Below are 17,467 nucleotides of genomic sequence, written 5' to 3'. Positions count from 1 at the left end.
GCGCCGACGCCCGTTCGGGCTTGCCTTGCGCCTCCGAACGGGTCCGTTCGAAGGCGCGGCGGTATGATACGATGTCCTGACCTGATCGTCCGGACATCGTATCACCAGCCAGCGACCGCGCAGCGATCGCCTGCCGCGATCGGCCGGCAATCGGATGACGTCGTCGAGGCGGCCGCCCGCGGCGATCAGGGGCTGGCGGCGTGCGGCCGGCGCCTCACGCCGCCGTCTTGTCGCCCGTCTCCTCGCGGGTGTGCTCGGCGAACTGGGCGATCGGTCCGGGACGGCCCAGGAGGTAGCCCTGGGCCTCGTGGCAGGCCTCGGCGTCCAGGAAGGCGAGCTCGGCGCTGGTCTCGACCCCCTCGGCCAGGACCGGCAGGCCCAGGCCCCGCCCGAGGCCCAGCACCGCCCGCATGATCGCGGCGGTCTCCCGGTTGACGTCGACGGCGCGGATGAACGAGCGGTCGATCTTGATCTTGTCGAACGGGAAGGCGCGCAGGTTCGACAGCGACGAGTAGCCGGTGCCGAAATCGTCCATCGCGATGCGCACCCCCAGCGCCTTGATCCGCCGCAGCGTCGCCAGCGCCCGGACCGGGTCGCGCACCAGCGCCGTCTCGGTGATCTCGAGCTCGAGGCGGGCCGGCGCGAGGCCGGTGGTGAACAGGATCTCGTGGATCAGCTCGGCGAAGCCGGGGGCGTGGAGCTGGACCGCCGAGACGTTGACGGCGATGCGCAGCTTCCTGTCCCAGGAGGCGGCCTCGCGGCAGGTCTCGCGCAGCACCCACTCGCCGATGCCCAGGATGCTGCCGGTCTCCTCGGCGATCGGGATGAAGCGGTCCGGGGGCACGTTGCCCCGCTCCGGGTGCTGCCAGCGCAGGAGCGCCTCGAACCCGACGATCGTGCCGCTGCCGACCGCCATCTGCGGCTGGTAGACGACCCGCAGCTCGCCCCGCTCGGCGGCGTGGCGCAGATCGTGCTCGAGGGAGCGCCGGTCGCGGATCTGCGCGGCGAGGACCGATTCGAAGAACCGGTGCGTGCCGCGCCCGTGATTCTTGGCGGCGTAGAGCGCGGCGTCGGCATGGTTGAGCAGCGTCTGCGCGTCGTCGGCGTCGGTCGGGCACAGGGCGATGCCGATGCTGGTCGCCAGGATCGGCCCGCCCCCCGCCCGTCCGTTGCCCTCGCGGATGACCCGCAGGACCTCCTCGGCGAGGCGCCCGACCTCCTCCCGCCGCTCGACGTCGGGCATCAGGACGGCGAACTCGTCGCCGCCGAGGCGCGCCATCATCTGGCGCGGTCCCAGCACCGGCGAGACCCAGCGCGCCAGCGCCTGCAGGAGCGCGTCGCCCATGGCGTGGCCGTAGAGGTCGTTGACGTCCTTGAACCGGTCGAGGTCGAGGCAGAGCACCGCCACCAGCCTTCCGCTGGCCCGCGCCAGGGCGATCTCCTCGTCGAGGCGGGCGCGGAAGCTCGCCCGGTTCGGCAGGCCGGTCAGGGCATCGTGATGGGCCAGGAACTGGATGTCCCGCTCGGCCTGGCGCCGGGCCCGCAGGTCGCGGAACGCCACCGCGTGGCAGGGCCGGCTGCCGAGCGGCCGGCGGATCACGTCGACCGGCAGCACCTCGCCGTCCGCTCCCGCGAGCTCCGCCTCGACGATCTCGCCGTGCGGGCCGGCATCGAGGCGCGACACCACCGCCTCCGGCAGGATCTCGGTGATCGGCCGGCCGATCAGCGTTGCGGGCGCCCGGCCGATCAGCTCGGCGAGGCTGGTGTTGACGGTCACGATGCGCCGTCCCTCGCAGACCGCGATGCCCTCGACCGCGGCGTCGGCGAGGCTGTGGATCAGCTCCTGCGCCTCGCGCCGGCGCCGGGCCCGTCCGTCCAGGCTCAGGCCCGTGAAGGCGAGGACGAGGAGCGTCAGGCTGGCGAAGCCGAGGGAGGCGGCGAGCTGGCCGTCGAGGGCCGCGGGGGCGAGCCCGCCGCCGGCCGCGACGAGGCAGACGGCGTGCGGCACCATCACGGCGGCCGACAGGACCACGGCGCCGGCCGTGCGGGCCGCCGGGCTCTCCCGCAGGCTCAGGGCCAGGGCGAGGCCGGCCAAGGCGGCGCCGGCCGCGGCGGAGAGGCACAGCCCGGCGAGCCAGGCCGGCCCGCCGGCCGACGGCAGGCTCGCCGACACCGCGGCGCCGACCGCGGCGAGGCCGAGGCCGATCACCCCGCCACCGAGCCCGGGCGCGATGCGGCGCGGCGCCGAGACCGCCGCCCGCGCGCCGCCGCCGACGGCGAGGGTCATGACGAGGAGGCCGAGCAGCAGGGGCTCGCTGTGACGGAACAGGTCGGAATCGGGGCGGACCGCGAGCTGCGCGATGACCTGGCTCGCCCACAGCCCGACCCCCCCGGCGATCGCGGCGGCCGACAGCCAGATCCCGCGGCTGCTGCCGGCGGTGCCGCGGGCGTGATGGAGCAGGTCGATCGTGGTGACCGACGCGAGCACGGCGATCAGCAGCGACAGGCCGAGGAGCTGCCCGTCATGCAGGGCGACCAGGGTTTCGGCTGTCAGCAGCATGGAAGTTCGTCCGGCCTCGGCTTCGCCCACGGTGAAGGGACGCCGGTTGCGAAGCGGTAAAGCACTCGCGCGCAATCAGCCGATCAGGCGCGAACAGCACGAAATCGATGCCGATAAGCGGGCCCCGACCGGAAGTGTCCGGCCAGTCGAGCTCATCGCTGCCCGGGCAGGAGGTTTTTCTCATCCTGCCGCGCGGCGGCGTTGACGCAGGGGAGCGGCGCGCCGGCTGCGCGGGCAGGAGGCCGGGATCCTTCAGGCCTCGCGCCTCGCCATCGGGATGTCAGGGGCGAGGCGCGGGTTCGCGGGCCCGGACTGTCGGCCCCGGCGCCGGCTCGTCCTGGCCTTCGACCGAGGCCGTTCGGGCGTGCCGCTGCGTCAGGTCTCGTCGAGCCGCAGCCGCGTGATCGCGCAGCCGCGCCCCACGATCTCGGCCGGGGTGAGGTCCGGGAAGAGTCCGGCGTAGCGGCGGACCAGGGCCGCCGCCAGGGCGTCGGCGTCGCGGATCGCCGGCAGCGAGTCGGCGAACAGGTCCGGCGTCACCGCCGCCACCGGCACGCCCTGGCGCACCTCCGTGCACAGGCCCCGGCGAGATTGGCTCGGGTCGAGGACCGGGAGCTCCTCCGGCCCGCCGGGCCGGCGCCGGCCCGGCCGGAGGATCGGCAGCAGGGCGTAGCGCGCCCCGGCGCGGTTGATCGTGCGCTCCAGGTTGAAGTGGACGAGGTCGCGGCCGATCCCCGCGAGGCCCTCGAAGTCCTGCCGGTGCAGGCGGATCAGCGCGTCGACGCCGAGGGCGGCGGCGAGGTCGGCCACCGCCACGACGCGCGTCCGGCCGCCCTCCGCCACCGCGACGTGGCGGCTGTTCGAGATCGGCAGAGGCATGGGGCGGCCTACCGGAACGGCGGCTCGTCGAAGCTGCGCAGCTTGCGCGAGTGCAGGCCGTGGCGGTTGCTGCGCAGGGCGTCGAGGGTCGCGAGCCCGATCAAGAGGTGCTCGCCCACCGCCCGCTCGTAGAAGGCGTTGGCGGCGCCCGGGAGCTTGATCTCGCCGTGCAGCGGCTTGTCGGAGACGCAGAGCAGCGTGCCGTAGGGCACTCGCAGCCGGTAGCCCTGCGCCGCGATGGTGCCGCTCTCCATGTCGACGCCGATCGCCCGCGAGAGGTTGATGCGCCGCCGCTCCTGCGACCAGCGCAGCTCCCAGTTGCGGTCGTCGTAGGTGACGACCGTGCCGGTACGCAGGCGCTGCTTCAGGGCCTCCGCCCGCTCGCCGGTGACGCTGGCGGCGGCCTCCTGGAGCGCCACCTGGACCTCGGCGAGCGCCGGGATCGGCACGTCCGGCGGCACCAGCTCGTCGAGGATCCGGTCGCGACGCAGGTAGCCGTGGGCCAGCACGTAGTCGCCGATGGTCTGCGACTGGCGCAGGCCCCCGCAATGGCCGACCATCAGCCAGCAATGCGGCCGCAGCACCGCCAGGTGGTCGGTGATGGTCTTGGCGTTGGACGGGCCGACCCCGATGTTGACGAGGCTGGTTCCCTGCCCGTCGCGGGCGACGAGATGGTAGGCCGGCATCTGGAACCGGTGCCAGGGCGAGGCGGCGATGAGCGCCTCGGCCGAGGCGCCGGCCGCCTCCCCGGCCTCGACCGCGACGCCGCCGGGCAGCACCAGACGGGCGTAGCGCTCGGGCTCGGCGGCGAGGGCCTTGAGGCCGACCCGCACGAACTGGTCGACGTAGCGGTGGTAGTTGGTGAGCAGGATCCAGGGCTGGATCTGGCGCCAGTCGGCCCCGGTATAGTGCACGAGGCGGCGCAGGGAGTAGTCGACCCGCGGGCCGTCGAACAGGGCCAGCGGCCGGATCTCGTCGCCGGGATCGAGCCACAGCCCGTCGGCGATCTCGTCGCCGACGCTCGACAGCATCGGGGTCGGGAAATAGCGCGCGAGGTCGCTCGAGGTCACGCCGCGGGCGAGCTCGGCCCCGGGCTCGACCACGTAGGGATACGGGATCTCCTGGGCGCTCAGGCCGACCTCGATGGTCGCGCCGTAATCCTGCACCAGCGGCCGCAGCTGCTCCAGCAGGTAGGCGCGGAAATGCGCCGGCTGGGTCAGGGTAGTGGCGTAGACGCCCGGGCCCTGGAACTTCCCGGTGGCGCGGGTGATCCGCGGCATCGGGCCGGTCGGCCGGTAGGTCAGGCGCAGCTCGGGGTAGCGGAAGGTCAGCCGTTCGGAGGCGTCCGGGGGCACGCCCTCGCCGAGGAAGCGGGACAGCGCGTCCCGCAGGCTCCCGGTGGCGGCGGCGTGCAGGGCCGCCAGGCGATCGACCGCCGTCTCGGGGTCGGCCACCGTCTCCATCGGTCTCAACTCGTCGGCGAACACGATCGGTCGGTCTCCCTGATGCCGCGTGGACCAGCCTATACCGGGCGGAGCGGCGGGGCGACCCGGATCCCGCGCGACCGACGAGGTGACGCATGAGCGAGGCGGATGCGGCGGAGGAGTTCGGTCCGCCCCAGGGCGCGGAGTTCGGCCCGCGGCCCGGCGAGGAGGCGGTCGCGCTGCCGGCGGCCTACGACGCCGGGCTGTACTTCGTCGGCCGGGTCCGCACGCCCTGGACGCGGCGGGAGGAGTGCCCGCGCAACGCGGCGCAGTCGGACGCGGTCTGCACCCTCGAGGTCGCGCCGCCTTTCGTCCCGGCCCTGCGGAGCCTTACGGGCACCACGCACCTGATCGTCCTCTACTGGATGGACCGGGCGCCCCGGAACCTCGTGGCGCAGCAGCCCCGCCACGCGCCCGAGCCCCGGGGCACCTTCGCCCTGCGCTCGCCGGCCCGCCCGAACCCGATCGCGGTCTCGGTGGTGGAACTCCTCGGCATCGAGGACGGTCGCGTGCGGGTGCGCGGGCTCGACTGCCTCGACGGCACGCCGCTCCTCGACATCAAGCCCTACTTCGCCTCGACCGATGCGCGGCCCCAGGCCCGGGTCGGCTGGCGCGAGGCCGACGCGGCCTGCGAGACTGACGCGCCCCACGGGGCCGACGCGACCGGCGACGAGGTCAGCGGCCGCGCAGGCGGGCGAGCCGCGCCTTGAGCCAGTCCCTGGCGGCGTGCCGGCGCCGGGCCCGGGCGGCGAGCCGCGCGGCCGGGGGGCCGCCAGGCGGCGAGACCACGATCTCGGCGATGCGGGTGCGCTCGGGATAGAGGTCGTCCAGTACCGCGCTCGCGAGCGTCGCCGAATCGAGCCGGTCGGCGAAGCGGGCCTCGTGCAGCGCCCGCACGATCTCGGCCTCGAGCAGCACGCCCGGGGCGAGGTGGCGCAGGTCCTCGTCGTAGGCGGTCTTGAGCAGCGTCGCGGTGCCGCCGCAGACCAGGGCGAGGCTCGCCGCGACCACGCGCCCGTCGAGGCGCAGGAGGTCGGCCCGGGCGGTCGCCGGCCCGTCGCCGGGGCGGAACAGGGTCCGGGCGAAGCCGGCGGTCTCCGCCCGGCAGGCGAGCGCGGTGCCGGCCCGCCCCTTCCAGCCGCTCGCCTCGAGGGCGAGGAAGGCCTCGACCGCGCCGGCGAGGTCCCCGTCCGGCCCGACGGCCTCGACCGCGACGGTGCCGGCCTCCTCCAGGCGCCGACGGCGCCGGCGCAGGTCCTTGAGCCGGCCCTTGTGCGGGTGCTCGCCGAGGAAGGCCGCGTGGCTCGCCCGGCGGTCGAGCACCGGGCGCAGGAAGCCCGAGACCTCCGCCACGTCCCAGCCGCCGCCGGTCAGCGTGCCGAGGAGCGCCGGCCCGACCAAACCGTCCGCCGGCAGGAGCGGCCACCACCACGGGCAGCCGAGGGCCCGCAGTCCGCCGGCCAGGGCCGCGAGCGCCGGGGCGCCGTCCGGCCCCGCCGCCACCAGGGGCGCCGTCACGGTGAGGTAGGGCGAGGCGAAGGGCCGGGCGACGCGCCCGAGACCGAAGGGCCCGCGCCCGGTCCGGAACGGCAGCAGCGCCAGGATCTCCGGCCCGCGGCGCACCGCCAGGCAGGGCAGGTCCGCCGGCGCCAGGCCGTGGTCGCGGTGCGCCTCCATTACCCGCCGGGAATAGTCGGGCGTCGGCCCGGCCGCGCGGGCGACCAGGGCGTCCCAGGCAGCGGGCTCCCGGCTCAGGCCCGCGAGGGTCGTGACCTCGCAGGCCACGTCCGCGGCGACGGTCGGAAGGGGGATCGCGTGGGCGTTCATCGGGCGAAGGCCGAGGTGGCGAGGCCGAGGCGGCGATGGGCGAGGAGCGCCAGCACCCCTCCCCGCCCCGCGGTGACGAGGGCGGCGGCCAGGGCCGCCCCGGCGATTCCGAGGAGCGGCACCAGCGCCAGGGTGAGGACGACCGCCGCCGCCAGGAGCGCGACCGTGACGGCGGCGCAGGCGCGCTCGGCGCCCAGCATGGTCAGGAGGTCCTCTGCCGGGCCGCAGGCGGCGGCGAGGCCGTGGCCGGCGACGAGCAGGGCAAGCAGCGGCAGGGCGGCGCGGAACTCCGGCCCGAACAGCCCGAGCAGCAGCGGCCCGGCCGCCACCACGGCGAGGCCGGTCGCCAGCGTGGCGAGGAGCGTCAGGCGCGACCAGCGCCGCACCAGGGCCTCGAGCCCGGCCCGGTCGCCCCGCGCCTGCGCCTCGGCGAAACGCTGGGCGGTGACCGAGGAGGCGGCGTATTGGACGAAGACCACGAATTGCAGCAGGCGCGTCGCCGCGAAGTAGGCGCCGACCTCCTCCGGCGGCAGCAGGAAGCCGAGCACCAGGACGTCGACGAAGTTGAAGCCGGACCCGGCGAGGTCGATCAGCGCCATCGGCAGCGACGCTCTCAGCCAGTCGCCGTACGGATAGAGCGCCCGGCCCGGCGAGCGCTCGGCCCGGAGCCGCCGGGCGAGGATCGCGGCCTGGAGCGCCAGCGACAGGGCGGTGGCGGCGAGCGTGCAGGCGACGGCGACCGAGGCCTGCGCGGGCGCGCCGAAGCCGACGGCCGCGAGCATCAGCGCCATGATCAGGCCCTGGCGCAGCAGGTAGGGCGGCGCCACGGCGAGCAGCGTCCAGTTGCGGCCCCGGGCCACGCCCTCGCAGAAATCCTGGAGGGCGAAGAGCGGCAGCACCAGGGCGGCGACGAGGGCCGGCGCCGCGTAGGGCGTCGCGACGAGATCCGGCAGGAGCCAGATCGCGGCGGCCCCGATGCCCGCCAACGCGGCCGCGGCGGCGAGCGTGAACACCGCCCCGAAGGCGAGGAAGCCGCGGGCCGGCCCGTGCGCCCCTTGCGCCCGGTAGGTCGGCAGGAACCGGCAGGCCGCCTGGGACAGGCCCCAGGTCGAGGCGTGGCCGAGGAGCGCGGTCCAGACCCAGATCGTGGCGAAGACGCCGTACTCCGCGCCGCCCATCAGGCGCGCCATCAGCACCTGGGCCACGAAGGCGCAGGCCGCCGACGCGATCCGCACGCCGAACACCGCGAGCGCCGTGCCGGCGCCGCCGCCCGCCTCCGCCTCGCCGAGAGAAGCCCCGGCCGCCATCCCGCTTCTCCGCATCCCGCGCCGCCCTTCTCGATAGCGGGCCGGGCTTGCGGGGCGGTTAAGTGGATCGGGCGAAAACGACGACGGCCGGATCCCGGCGGACCGGCCGGGCCGGCGTCACGGGCGGGCTGAGGATCCCCCGCGGGCCCTCACGGCTCCCCGGCGGGCGCCGCCGGCGCTTCGCTGTCGGCGCGCGGCTCGGCGTTGGCCACCGCCGTGGTGGCGAGCACCGGCTCGAGGCGGCGGGCCAGCTCCTGGCCGAGGTGGCGGGTGTAGGGCCCGGTGAAGTAGCGGCCGCCGGCGCCGCGGCCGTCGAGGTGGTCGCGGGCCTTGGTCATCGCGTCGACCTCCGGCCGGCACAGGAAGCCGATCACGCTGGCCGCCTCGTACCAGCGCCCGGCCCGGGCATGGGCGAGCGCCGCCGGGTTGTTGCCGATGGTCTCGGCGAAGCAGTCCGTGGCGGCCTGCTCGAGGGGGGCGAGCACCGCGCGCCGGTGCTCCGCGCGCGGGACCGGCGCGGCCGCGGCCGGATGGGCCGCGGCGGCCAGTTCCACCGCCGCGAGGGTGCAGATCGCGCCGTAAAGCAGAGCTCTCATCATCCGGGCCTCGGCCGAATCAACCGCCTGTTCCCGGCAAGCCTCGTGCCGATCATGGGCGGATCTGCGGCGAAACCCGGAAGAAAAGCGGGTTTTCCGGCGCGGCGGGTTATCTCCGCGAAGCTTGGCCGGGCAGGCTCGGGCCCGGCGTGCCGGTCAGCCCCGGCGCTCGGCGTTCCAGCGGCCCTTGCAGCTGGTCGAGCCGGAGGTGGTCCAGCTGCCGTTGCCGGCGCCGGCACCGAGCCGGCCGACCACCTGGGCGGCGGCGTCGCCCCGGCTGATCGTCGCCCGCACGGCGCCGCTCGGTTGCACCCGGCCCGAGACGGTGAAGTCGCTGCCGCCGGCGTAGCGGGCCTGGCCGTTCTCGATGATCACGCCGTAGCGGTAGGCGCGGTCGCAGGAGCCGCTCTCGGTGATGACCTCGACGCTCCAGGTGCCGTCGAAGCGGTTCGACGCCTTGGCGCCGCCCTTGGCGGCCAGCACGGGCGCGGCGGCGCCGGCCAGACAAAAACCCGCCGCGAGGGCGGACACGATCAGCCTCATGGTCCTCGTTTCCCGGTTCGGTCTCGCGACAAACTCGGCAGCGCGGGCTTGGTTGCCGCAGTGCAGCGGTTCCCCGTCGCGATCCTTCGGCAACCGCCCCTAGACCGGGGCGGCGGATGGGACCGGTTCCGCCGCCAGCGCCGCTGCGCGCCGCAGGTCGTCGACGAAGCCCGCATAGGCGTCCCCCCGCGCCTCGTCGGGCAGGCGCAGCAGGTAGGACGGGTGGACGGTGACGAAGCCCCGGTACGGTTTCCCGCCGAGGTCGGACGGGCCGCGGGCGCGGGTGATCGGAACCTGGCGGCGGGTCAGCGCCAGCACGGCGGTGGCGCCGAGGGCGACGACGAGGCGCGGGGCCACGAAGGCGAGCTCGCGGTCGAGCCACCAGCGGTAATGCGCCACCTCGCCGGCGGTCGGCTTCTGGTGGATGCGCCGCTTGCCCCGTGCCTCGAACTTGAAGTGCTTGACCGCATTGGTGAGGTAGGACTGCTCGCGGTCGATCCCGGCCTCCCGCAAGGCGGCCGACAGGAGCCGACCCGCCGGGCCGACGAAGGGCCGCCCCTGCAGGTCCTCCTGGTCGCCCGGCTGCTCGCCCACGAAGGCGATCCTCGCGCCGAGCGGACCCTCGCCCAGCACCGCCTGCGTCGCCCCCGGCACCAGGGGCTCGGAGGCGCGGATGATCGCGTTCAGCGCGTCGAGCGAGGCGGGCTCCTGCGCCACCATGGCGGCCAGCGCCCGGGCGGGCACGCGCTTGACCGGCGCCTCGGGCGCGCGCTCGATCATCCGGCCGACCCGCATCCCGGCCTCGCGCACCAGGCCAGGGATCGCCGCCGTCTCGGGCAGATTGTGCCAGTACTTCTTCGGCATCTCGGCCCGCATCGCCGCCAGGTTGGTGCGGGCGGGGTTGAAGGTGCTGGCATAGTAGCCGGTCCACCCGGCCTCGAAGGCGTCGTGCTCCGGCACGTCCTCGCGCCGGCCGGGCGGTCCGAAGCGCAAGCGCGCCCCATCCCAGTGGGCCGAGCCGTCCGGCGTCAGGATCGACCAGTCGAAGGAGGGAAAGCGGGCGGCGAAGAACGGCGCGGCTTCCGCCAGGATGTGGTGCTCGGGCTCGAACCAGGCCGCGAAGCGCTCCCGCCCGCTCGTCGTCGCCCCGGCCCGGCGGAATCGCAGGAAGGCGTGCATCTTGTGCAGGTCGCGGCCCACCGCCTTGCGCATCAGGGCCAGGCGATGGACCAGCGGGTCGCTCGCCACCTCGGCGAGGTGGCGCTCCCCTCCCGCGACGCGCCCGACCAGGCGGTGGAGCAGGCCGTAGCGCTCCGGGTCGCGGTGCATGACGACGGGCGGCACGAGGGCCGCCACCGCCCGCGGCAGGGCGAGGGCCGGCGCGGCGCCGCCGGGCGGGGGCTCGTCCGGGAACAGCGACGGGGCGTCGCCCTCGACCCAGGCCACCGCCTCCGGCGCCACGCCGTCGTGGACGAGGCGCCGGACCGCCTCGCGGAACCCCTCGAGGTCGGCGCCGGGCCGCAGGCGGATCGTGCGGGCGGCGCTCATCTAGAAGAGGCTCAGCTGGCGCGGCGGCTCGGCGAGGCGCGCCCGCAGGTCGAGCCGGTCGGTGAGCCGCGTCGGCGCGTAGTCGGCGGCGACCAGGAACGGCCGGGCGCGCTTGAGCCCAGAGGTCAGGCGCGCCACGTCGTCGAGCCGCAGGGTGGCGTGGCGCCGCGCCGCCACGATCTTGTCCACCGCCCGCACGCCGAGGCCCGGCACCCGCAGGAGCATCTCCCGGTCGGCCCGGTTGACGTCGACGGGGAAGCGGTCGCGGTTGCGCAGGGCCCAGGCGAGCTTGGGGTCGACGTCGAGGGCGAGCATGCCGGATTCGGTCGCCCCCGCGACGTCGTCGGGCGAGAAGGCGTAGTACCGCATCAGCCAGTCGGCCTGGTACAGCCGGTGCTCGCGCTGGAGCGGCGGGGACTTGCTCGGCAGGATCGAGGCGGCGTCGGGAATCGGGCTGAAGGCCGAGTAGTAGATCCGCTTCAGGCCGTAATGATCGTACAGGCGGGCGCTGGTGCGGATCAGCGACTCGTCGGTGCTGGCATCGGCCCCGACGATCACCTGGGTCGACTGGCCGGCAGGGGCGAAGCGGCGCCTCTCCTCCTTGGCCTGCAGGATGCGCTCGCCCATCTGCCCCATCGCGGTCTGGATCGCGGCGCCGTCCTTCTCCGGCGCCAGCCGCTCCAGGCTCGCCTCGGTCGGCAGCTCGAGGTTGATCGAGAGCCGGTCGGCGTAGAGGCCGGCCTGCTCGATCAGCCACGGGCTCGCCTCCGGGATGGTCTTCAGGTGGATGTAGCCGCGAAAGCCGTGGCGCTGGCGCAAGGCTTTCGCCACCCGGATCAGCTGCTCCATCGTGTGGTCGGGCGAGCGGATGATGCCGGAGGAGAGAAAAAGCCCCTCGATGTAGTTGCGCTTGTAGAACTCGACGGTCAGCGTCACGACCTCGTCGACCGAGAACTTCGCCCGCCGCACGTTCGAGGAGCGCCGGTTGACGCAGTAGGCGCAGTCGAACAGGCAGTAGTTGGTGAGCAGGATCTTGAGCAGCGAGACGCAGCGCCCGTCCGGCGTGTAGGCGTGGCAGATGCCGGCCCCGGTGGTGGAGCCGAGCCCGCCGGCCTCGGCCTTGCGCTTCGGCGCCCCGGACGAGGCGCAGGAGGCGTCGTACTTCGCCGCGTCGGCGAGGATCGTGAGCTTCTTCGTCAGGGCGTCGTCCATGGCGGCACCCTGTCCGTTGTTCTTGTTTCGTTCAAGCCGGAAGGCGGCGCGTCCCCGTGGTCGAAAGCCGCATCAGCCGCGCCCGGCCGGGAACCACTCGACGAGGCTCCCGTTATCCGGCTGATTGGAGTTCTTCTAATTCGCAAGGAGACGCAGCATGGCGACGAACCCGTCCGCGAACTGCCGGAGCTGCCGCTACTACGACGACCACAAGCTCAACGGCGCCGCCGCGCAGGGTGAGGAAGGCCTGTGCCGCTTCAACCCGCCGGTGAGCCAGCCGGAGCCGCAGGGCCACGGCCTGTGGCCGGTGGTCTCGGCCCAGGATTGGTGCGGCCACTTCTCGCCGGAGATGATGGCGGGCGAGTAGGCTGGCCGAGCGCAGGAATTCCGGAGGGCCGGCCCGCAGGGGCCGGCCCTTTCGCGTTGGCGGACCGAGGCGATCCGCCGGCACGGCGGCGGCGGCCGTTGCAGCCCCCCAGTATCGGAACCCTGCCACACCGGACACGTTGCGCAGGCTCCCGAACACCAGACGGATGGTTGCCGATGCCGGACGATGTCACCGCCCTCTCGCGCCGCAGCCTGATGATGGCCGGCGGCGCCACCCTGGTCGGCCTCGGCAGCGCGGCGGCGCAAGGGGCGGCCGGGCAAGGGACGCCCGGACCCGAGCGGCCGGTCGATACCGGCAAGGTCGAGAACGGGAAGGTGACGTTTCCGAACTGGCGCGGTCCCTCCGACCGCCCGGCGCCGCCCCCGCCGGCGCCCCTGCCGCCCGGTGAGAGGGTCGGCTTCGCCATCGTGGGCCTCGGCCGGCTGTCGCTGGAGGAGATCCTTCCGGCCTTCGGCGAGTGCCGCAAGGCGAAGGCGGTGGCCCTGATGTCAGGCTCGCCCGACAAGGCCAAGGCGGTGGCGGCGCAGTACGGCATCAAGCCGGAGGCTGTCTACGGCTACGACGGTTGGGACGCGCTCGCGCGCAATCCGGACGTGAAGGCGGTCTACATCGTCACCCCGAACGCCGTGCACCGCGACCAGGTGATCGCCGCCGCCGGAGCCGGCAAGCACGTGCTGTGCGAGAAGCCGATGGCGGCCTCGGCGGCGGAGGCGCGGGCGATGATCGATGCCTGCGCCCAGGCGAAGGTCAAGCTGATGATCGCCTATCGCTGCCAGTACGAGCCCCACAACCGCGAGGTCGTGCGCCTGGTGCGCAGCGCCAAGTACGGCAAGGTCAAGCTGATCGAGGCGACGAACACCCAGACCATGAGCCTGCCCGAGCAGTGGCGCCTGAAGCAGGCGCTCGCCGGCGGCGGCGCGCTGCCGGATATCGGGATCTACTGCCTCAACGGGGTGCGGACGCTCCTCGGCGAGGAGCCGGTCTCGGTCCAGGCGCAGATCCACTCGCCGGACGATCCCCTCTTCCGCGAGGTCGAGGAGACGGTGGCCTTCACCCTGCGCTTCCCCTCCGGCGCGCTCGCCCTCTGCTCCACCAGCTACGGCGCCCACGAGACCCGGTACTTGAGCGTCCAGGCCGAGGGCGGCGCGATCCAGCTTCAGAACGCCTTCGCGTACGAGGGCCAGCGCCTGTTCGTGAGCCACCGCGAGGGCAAGGCCGAGGCCCGGGAGGAGCGGGTGCTCGGCGCCAAGAACCAGTTCGCCCTCGAGATCGACCACATGGCGACCTGCATCCTGGAGAACCGCACCCCCCGCACCCCGGGCGAGGAGGGCCTTCAGGACCAGATCCTGATGGAGGCGATCTACGAAGCGGCGCGGACGGGTGCCGCGGTGGCGCTGAAGCCCCCGGAGCGGGTGGTCGGCAAGGGGAGCAAGGACACGGGCGACAAGGAGCAGGGCGGGAAGGGCCTGGACCTGACCCGCGGGCCGGAGCCGGAGGAGGCCGGTTAGGGCGCTGCCCGATCGCGCTGCGACCGGGCCGTGCTCCGGGTCCTTTCCGGCGTACTGATCCTCGACGAACCGGCATCCCCTTTCTCGGAGAAGGCTCTAGCCGGTGACGAAGGCCGGCAGCGAATCCAGCGTCGTCTCGCGCACGAGCGGCGCCGGGACGCCGGGCGGCGGGGCCATCCCCGAGCGATCGTGCCAGTAGGTCGGCAGGCCGACGGCCGCCGTGCCGGCGAGGTCGTAGGGCGAGCCGGCGACGAACAGGCAGCGCGGGGCCGCGACGCCGAGCTCGCGCAGGCCCTGCCGGTAGGCGCGCGGATCGGGCTTGTAGAACCCGGCCCGCTCCGCCGTGACCACCGCCGCGAAGTCGACGCCGACGCACGCCGCCGCGATGCGGCCCAGCCGCTCCGAGCAGTTCGTCACGATGCCGAGGGGCACGGCAGCGCCGGCGAGCGCCCGCAGGGCCTCGGGCACGCCCGGCCAGGGCCGCAGCTCGCCGTAGCGCTCCGCCAGCCGGTCGGCCGCGTCGCGCGGCAGCCCGACGGTCTCGGCGGCCTGCGCGACGAGGTCCTCGTAGGGCCGGTACTCCCCGGTCAGATAGGTGATCCGCAGGTACTCGGCCCGCCAGCGCCGGCCGAGATCGTCGTCGCCGGCGATCGCGTTCCACAGGGTCCAGCTGTCGAGCAGGGCCGTGAGCAGGTCGAACAGGACGGCGTCATAGCGGTGCGCGGTCATGGTCTCTCCTTGTCCCGATCGGGGCGGCGGTGCCGCCGTGGGCCTCCTCAGGCGTCGCACGCCGCGATCGCCTCGACCTCCACGAGGTAGCCGTGGTGGAGCTCCGGCACCGGCACGACCGTGCGGGCGGGCCTCGCCTCCCCGAGCATCTCGGCGTAGACCCGGTTGAACTCCGGCCAGTGCGCGACGCCGACGATGTAGGCCGTCACCCGCAGGATGCGCTCCGGCCCGCTTCCGGCCTCGGCCAGGATGGCGAGGAGATTGGCCAGGGCCTGGCGCGCCTGCGCCGCGAAGGGCTGGTCGGCGGTGTGGGTGCCGTCGGGCCGCGGCGCGAGCTGGCCCGAGACGAAGACGAGGTCGCGCCAGGCGGTCGCCTGCGCGTAGTGCCCCGCTGGGGCCGGCGCGGCGGCGGTGCCGATGCGGGTGATCGGGTCTGACATGGCGGGTGCTCCTACCAGCCGTTGATGCGGGGCCAGGTTGCGGCGACGCGGCCGGCGCCGTCGAGGACGTGGTAGCGGTCGTGCTGGGCGCCGGTGGCGCAGGCGTGGTTCGGCAGGATGCGGACCTGCGCACCCACCGGCAGGTCCGGAAGGTCCGCGGCCGAGCCCGGCCTGAGGGCGAGGATGCCGTGCTCCTGATTGGCGTCGGCGACGAGGAGGTCCCGGTACGGCCGGCCCGCGCGGTCGCAGACCACGCCGTAGCCCTGGTCCACCGGCTGCTTCGCCGTCCCGCGGTCGCGCGAGAGCGCCATCCAGCCGGCATCGACGACGATCCAGCCCTTCGCGCGCTGGTGGCCGATCACGGTGGCGAGCACCGACAGGGCGATGTCCTCGACGGCCACCGCCCCGACCCCGGCCTGGACGAGGTCGCCGAACATGAACACGCCGGCCCGGACCTCGGTGACGCCGGCGAGGTCGCGGGCGAAGCGCGCGGTTGGAGTCGAGCCGACGCTGACCACCGGACAGGGCAGGCCCGCCTCCCGCAACGCGCCGGCCGCGGTCACCGCCGCGACCCGCTCGGCCTCCGCCGCCGCCGCGAGGGCGGCGGGATCGCGTAAGGAGTAGCTGTCGCCGGCATGGAGCAGCACGCCGCGCAGGGAAGCGCCGCCGTCGACGAGGCGCCGGCCGATCGCCACCAGCGTGTCGCGGTCGCCCGGCGCGACGCCGGAGCGGTGGCCGTCGGCATCGACCTCGATCAGCACCGGCAGGGCGTCGCCGCTCGCCCGCGCGTGAGCCGCCACGGCCTCGGCCTGCTCGACGCTGTCGAGGATGACCGCGAGGTCGGCGCCGCCGGCCCGGATCGCCGCGACGCGGGCCAGCTTCGCCGGAGCGAGGCCGACGCCGTAGATCATGTCGCGCACGCCGCCCGCCGCGAAGTACTCCGCCTCGCGCAGGGTCGAGACCATCGCGGGACCCTCCGGCGACGTCATGGCGATCCGGGCGACCTCGAGGGACTTGGCGGTCTTGAGGTGGGGCCGGAATGCGACGCCGAGGCCCGTCAGGTGGGCGCGCATCCGCGCCACGTTGGCGCGCAGCCGCGCCTCGTCGAGGAGCAGGCAGGGCGTCGGCAGGGTGTCGAGCGGCATCCCCGCCCCTGGGCTCGGACCGGCCATGATCGTGCGCTCCGTCTCCTCGCTGGCGTCGCCCGACAGGAAGCACGGGACGATCGGGACCGCCATTAACGCCGCCTGCCTCCTGCCTTAAGCTCGATCTTAATGCTGAGCACGGACGACCTCCGCTTCTTCGCCGCCGTCGCGGCCGCGCCCTCCCTGGCGGCGGCATCGCGCGCCCTCGACGTCTCGCCCCCGGCGGTCACGCAGCGGCTGCGCGCCCTCGAGGAGCGCCTGGGCATGCACCTGGTGGAGCGGGCCGGGCGGCACCTCGCGCTGACCGACGAGGGCGAGCTGCTCGCCGAGCGCGGGCGCGCGATCCTCGAGTCCCTCGGCGACCTCGACGAGGCCCTCGCCGCCCGGCGGGGCCGAGTGGTCGGGCACCTGCGGATCGTCGCGCCCCTCGGCTTCGGGCGCCGCCACGTCGCGCCCGTGGCGGCGGCGTTCCAGGCCGAGCACCCGCAGGTCGCGATCGACCTCCTGCTCTCCGACCGCCTCGGCGGTGTGCCAGCCGGCACCTTCGACCTGGCGATCCATGTCGGCGAAATCGAACGCGCCGCGCCCGGGCTGATCGCGCGGCGCCTCGCCCCCAATGCGCGGCTGGTCTGCGCCGCGCCGGCCTATCTCGCAGCCCACGGCGGGCCGGCGGTGCCGGCGGATCTCCGGTCCCGTGCCTGCATCGCCCTGCGCGAGAACGACGAGGACGTGACCCTGTGGCGCTTCCGGCGCGACAGGCAGGAGGAGCGGGTCCGGATCGAGCCGCGCCTCGCCAGCAACGACGGCGAGGTGGTGCGCCGCTGGGCGCTCGCCGGGCGGGGCATCATCCTGCGCTCGGAATGGGACGTCGCGGACGACCTGCGGGCGGGACGCCTGGTCCGGCTCCTCGACGCCTATGCGCTGCCCGACGCACCCGTGGTCGCGCTGCTCGGATCGCGCACCCGCGCCCGCGCCGCCCGGACCGGCCGCTTCCTCGACGCCCTGGCGCGCGCCCTCGACCCGCCGCCGTGGCGGTCCGGCACCTGATCCGCCCGAGACCTCGACTCCGCCCGGCGGACCGGTGATCCGACGGCAGCAATGCGAATTATACCGTTGCGCCTTCGAACGGACTCGTTCGGAGGCGCAAGGCGAGCCCGAACGGGCGCCGGCGCCAATGCGCCGGACGCCTTCGCATCGACGCGTCGATGCGAAGGCGCGAGGGTATTATACCAATGGCCCAGGATGCTGACGCATCGGGCCATTGGGCCATCTCGAATTTTCGGCATCCCGCCACGGTTGTA

Annotated in this window: 16 protein-coding genes; 4 read left to right on the top strand and 12 right to left on the bottom strand. The window is 74.6% G+C overall.

Annotated features, from left to right (window positions below):
* Positions 1-214 precede the first annotated feature (214 nt).
* The 3 genes from VQ02_RS32255 to VQ02_RS32245 form a co-directional block, all read right to left on the bottom strand.
* Entirely contained in the window at positions 215-2,560 is a 2,346-nt protein-coding gene (locus VQ02_RS32255; RefSeq protein WP_048448353.1) for a putative bifunctional diguanylate cyclase/phosphodiesterase, read from the bottom strand.
* 375 nt (positions 2,561-2,935) lie between these two features.
* Positions 2,936-3,439, bottom strand: coding sequence for a hypothetical protein (locus tag VQ02_RS32250; RefSeq protein WP_048448352.1), 504 nt, complete (start codon positions 3,437-3,439; stop codon positions 2,936-2,938).
* Positions 3,440-3,447: 8 nt separating this feature from the next.
* On the bottom strand, positions 3,448-4,926 hold the full coding sequence (locus tag VQ02_RS32245; protein ID WP_083469569.1) for an AMP nucleosidase: 1,479 nt from the start codon (positions 4,924-4,926) through the stop codon (positions 3,448-3,450).
* Positions 4,927-5,018: 92 nt separating this feature from the next.
* Between VQ02_RS32245 and tsaA the strand changes: the two genes are divergently transcribed.
* Entirely contained in the window at positions 5,019-5,633 is a 615-nt protein-coding gene (gene tsaA, locus VQ02_RS32240) for a tRNA (N6-threonylcarbamoyladenosine(37)-N6)-methyltransferase TrmO (RefSeq protein WP_083469568.1), read from the top strand.
* Here the strand turns inward: tsaA and VQ02_RS32235 are convergent.
* The 6 genes from VQ02_RS32235 to VQ02_RS32210 form a co-directional block, all read right to left on the bottom strand.
* Complete coding sequence (locus VQ02_RS32235) at positions 5,599-6,750, bottom strand: GNAT family N-acetyltransferase (protein ID WP_048448350.1); 1,152 nt, start codon at positions 6,748-6,750, stop codon at positions 5,599-5,601. The two genes, tsaA and VQ02_RS32235, sit on opposite strands and share 35 nt — an antisense overlap.
* A complete protein-coding gene (locus VQ02_RS32230; RefSeq protein ID WP_048448349.1) occupies positions 6,747-8,057 on the bottom strand; it encodes a lipopolysaccharide biosynthesis protein in 1,311 nt (436 codons plus the stop codon). Before VQ02_RS32230 ends, VQ02_RS32235 begins: the two co-directional genes overlap by 4 nt.
* A 149-nt stretch (positions 8,058-8,206) precedes the next feature.
* Positions 8,207-8,656, bottom strand: a complete 450-nt coding sequence (locus VQ02_RS32225) for a hypothetical protein (protein WP_157080898.1) — start codon at positions 8,654-8,656, stop codon at positions 8,207-8,209.
* A gap of 153 nt (positions 8,657-8,809) precedes the next feature.
* Positions 8,810-9,196, bottom strand: coding sequence for a hypothetical protein (locus VQ02_RS32220; protein ID WP_048448348.1), 387 nt, complete (start codon positions 9,194-9,196; stop codon positions 8,810-8,812).
* A gap of 99 nt (positions 9,197-9,295) precedes the next feature.
* Complete coding sequence (locus VQ02_RS32215) at positions 9,296-10,744, bottom strand: UdgX family uracil-DNA binding protein (RefSeq protein ID WP_048448347.1); 1,449 nt, start codon at positions 10,742-10,744, stop codon at positions 9,296-9,298.
* A complete protein-coding gene (locus VQ02_RS32210; protein ID WP_048448346.1) occupies positions 10,745-11,956 on the bottom strand; it encodes a putative DNA modification/repair radical SAM protein in 1,212 nt (403 codons plus the stop codon).
* A gap of 157 nt (positions 11,957-12,113) precedes the next feature.
* Between VQ02_RS32210 and VQ02_RS32205 the strand changes: the two genes are divergently transcribed.
* Both VQ02_RS32205 and VQ02_RS32200 read left to right on the top strand, forming a co-directional pair.
* Positions 12,114-12,323 carry a hypothetical protein gene (locus VQ02_RS32205; protein WP_048448345.1) on the top strand — a complete coding sequence of 70 codons (210 nt, stop codon included), beginning with the start codon at positions 12,114-12,116 and terminating at the stop codon, positions 12,321-12,323.
* A gap of 176 nt (positions 12,324-12,499) precedes the next feature.
* A complete protein-coding gene (locus VQ02_RS32200; protein ID WP_048448344.1) occupies positions 12,500-13,852 on the top strand; it encodes a Gfo/Idh/MocA family protein in 1,353 nt (450 codons plus the stop codon).
* Positions 13,853-13,948: 96 nt separating this feature from the next.
* On the opposite strand, the gene VQ02_RS32195 is transcribed toward VQ02_RS32200, so the two are convergent.
* From VQ02_RS32195 to VQ02_RS32185, 3 genes are read right to left on the bottom strand one after another with little or no spacing between them, the layout of a single operon-like run.
* Positions 13,949-14,581 carry an HAD-IA family hydrolase gene (locus VQ02_RS32195; RefSeq protein ID WP_048448343.1) on the bottom strand — a complete coding sequence of 211 codons (633 nt, stop codon included), beginning with the start codon at positions 14,579-14,581 and terminating at the stop codon, positions 13,949-13,951.
* A 47-nt stretch (positions 14,582-14,628) separates the two neighbouring features.
* Positions 14,629-15,021: a RidA family protein gene (locus VQ02_RS32190; protein ID WP_048448342.1), complete on the bottom strand. Its 393-nt coding sequence runs from the start codon at positions 15,019-15,021 to the stop codon at positions 14,629-14,631.
* Between the two features lie 11 nt (positions 15,022-15,032).
* A complete protein-coding gene (locus VQ02_RS32185) occupies positions 15,033-16,193 on the bottom strand; it encodes a DSD1 family PLP-dependent enzyme (protein WP_048448354.1) in 1,161 nt (386 codons plus the stop codon).
* 102 nt (positions 16,194-16,295) lie between these two features.
* Between VQ02_RS32185 and VQ02_RS32180 the strand changes: the two genes are divergently transcribed.
* Complete coding sequence (locus VQ02_RS32180) at positions 16,296-17,213, top strand: LysR substrate-binding domain-containing protein (RefSeq protein ID WP_048448341.1); 918 nt, start codon at positions 16,296-16,298, stop codon at positions 17,211-17,213.
* Positions 17,214-17,467: the final 254 nt, after the last annotated feature.

Origin of the sequence: Methylobacterium variabile (assembly GCF_001043975.1) — a bacterium.
Taxonomy (GTDB): Bacteria; Pseudomonadota; Alphaproteobacteria; order Rhizobiales; family Beijerinckiaceae; genus Methylobacterium; species Methylobacterium variabile.
The sequence above is the reverse complement of the archived record's forward strand: the minus strand, read 5'-3'. Positions and strand labels throughout refer to the sequence as shown.

Excerpts from the sequence above, each read along its gene's own strand:
- VQ02_RS32255 (WP_048448353.1), bottom strand. The coding sequence starts at position 2,560 with ATGCTGCTGACAGCCGAAACCCTGGTCGCCCTGCATGACGGGCAGCTC.
- VQ02_RS32250 (WP_048448352.1), bottom strand. The coding sequence starts at position 3,439 with ATGCCTCTGCCGATCTCGAACAGCCGCCACGTCGCGGTGGCGGAGGGC.
- tsaA (WP_083469568.1), top strand. The coding sequence starts at position 5,019 with ATGAGCGAGGCGGATGCGGCGGAGGAGTTCGGTCCGCCCCAGGGCGCG.
- VQ02_RS32235 (WP_048448350.1), bottom strand. The coding sequence starts at position 6,750 with ATGAACGCCCACGCGATCCCCCTTCCGACCGTCGCCGCGGACGTGGCC.
- VQ02_RS32230 (WP_048448349.1), bottom strand. The coding sequence starts at position 8,057 with ATGGCGGCCGGGGCTTCTCTCGGCGAGGCGGAGGCGGGCGGCGGCGCC.
- VQ02_RS32225 (WP_157080898.1), bottom strand. The coding sequence starts at position 8,656 with ATGATGAGAGCTCTGCTTTACGGCGCGATCTGCACCCTCGCGGCGGTG.
- VQ02_RS32220 (WP_048448348.1), bottom strand. The coding sequence starts at position 9,196 with ATGAGGCTGATCGTGTCCGCCCTCGCGGCGGGTTTTTGTCTGGCCGGC.
- VQ02_RS32215 (WP_048448347.1), bottom strand. The coding sequence starts at position 10,744 with ATGAGCGCCGCCCGCACGATCCGCCTGCGGCCCGGCGCCGACCTCGAG.
- VQ02_RS32210 (WP_048448346.1), bottom strand. The coding sequence starts at position 11,956 with ATGGACGACGCCCTGACGAAGAAGCTCACGATCCTCGCCGACGCGGCG.
- VQ02_RS32205 (WP_048448345.1), top strand. The coding sequence starts at position 12,114 with ATGGCGACGAACCCGTCCGCGAACTGCCGGAGCTGCCGCTACTACGAC.
- VQ02_RS32200 (WP_048448344.1), top strand. The coding sequence starts at position 12,500 with ATGCCGGACGATGTCACCGCCCTCTCGCGCCGCAGCCTGATGATGGCC.
- VQ02_RS32195 (WP_048448343.1), bottom strand. The coding sequence starts at position 14,581 with ATGACCGCGCACCGCTATGACGCCGTCCTGTTCGACCTGCTCACGGCC.
- VQ02_RS32190 (WP_048448342.1), bottom strand. The coding sequence starts at position 15,021 with ATGTCAGACCCGATCACCCGCATCGGCACCGCCGCCGCGCCGGCCCCA.
- VQ02_RS32185 (WP_048448354.1), bottom strand. The coding sequence starts at position 16,193 with ATGGCCGGTCCGAGCCCAGGGGCGGGGATGCCGCTCGACACCCTGCCG.
- VQ02_RS32180 (WP_048448341.1), top strand. The coding sequence starts at position 16,296 with ATGCTGAGCACGGACGACCTCCGCTTCTTCGCCGCCGTCGCGGCCGCG.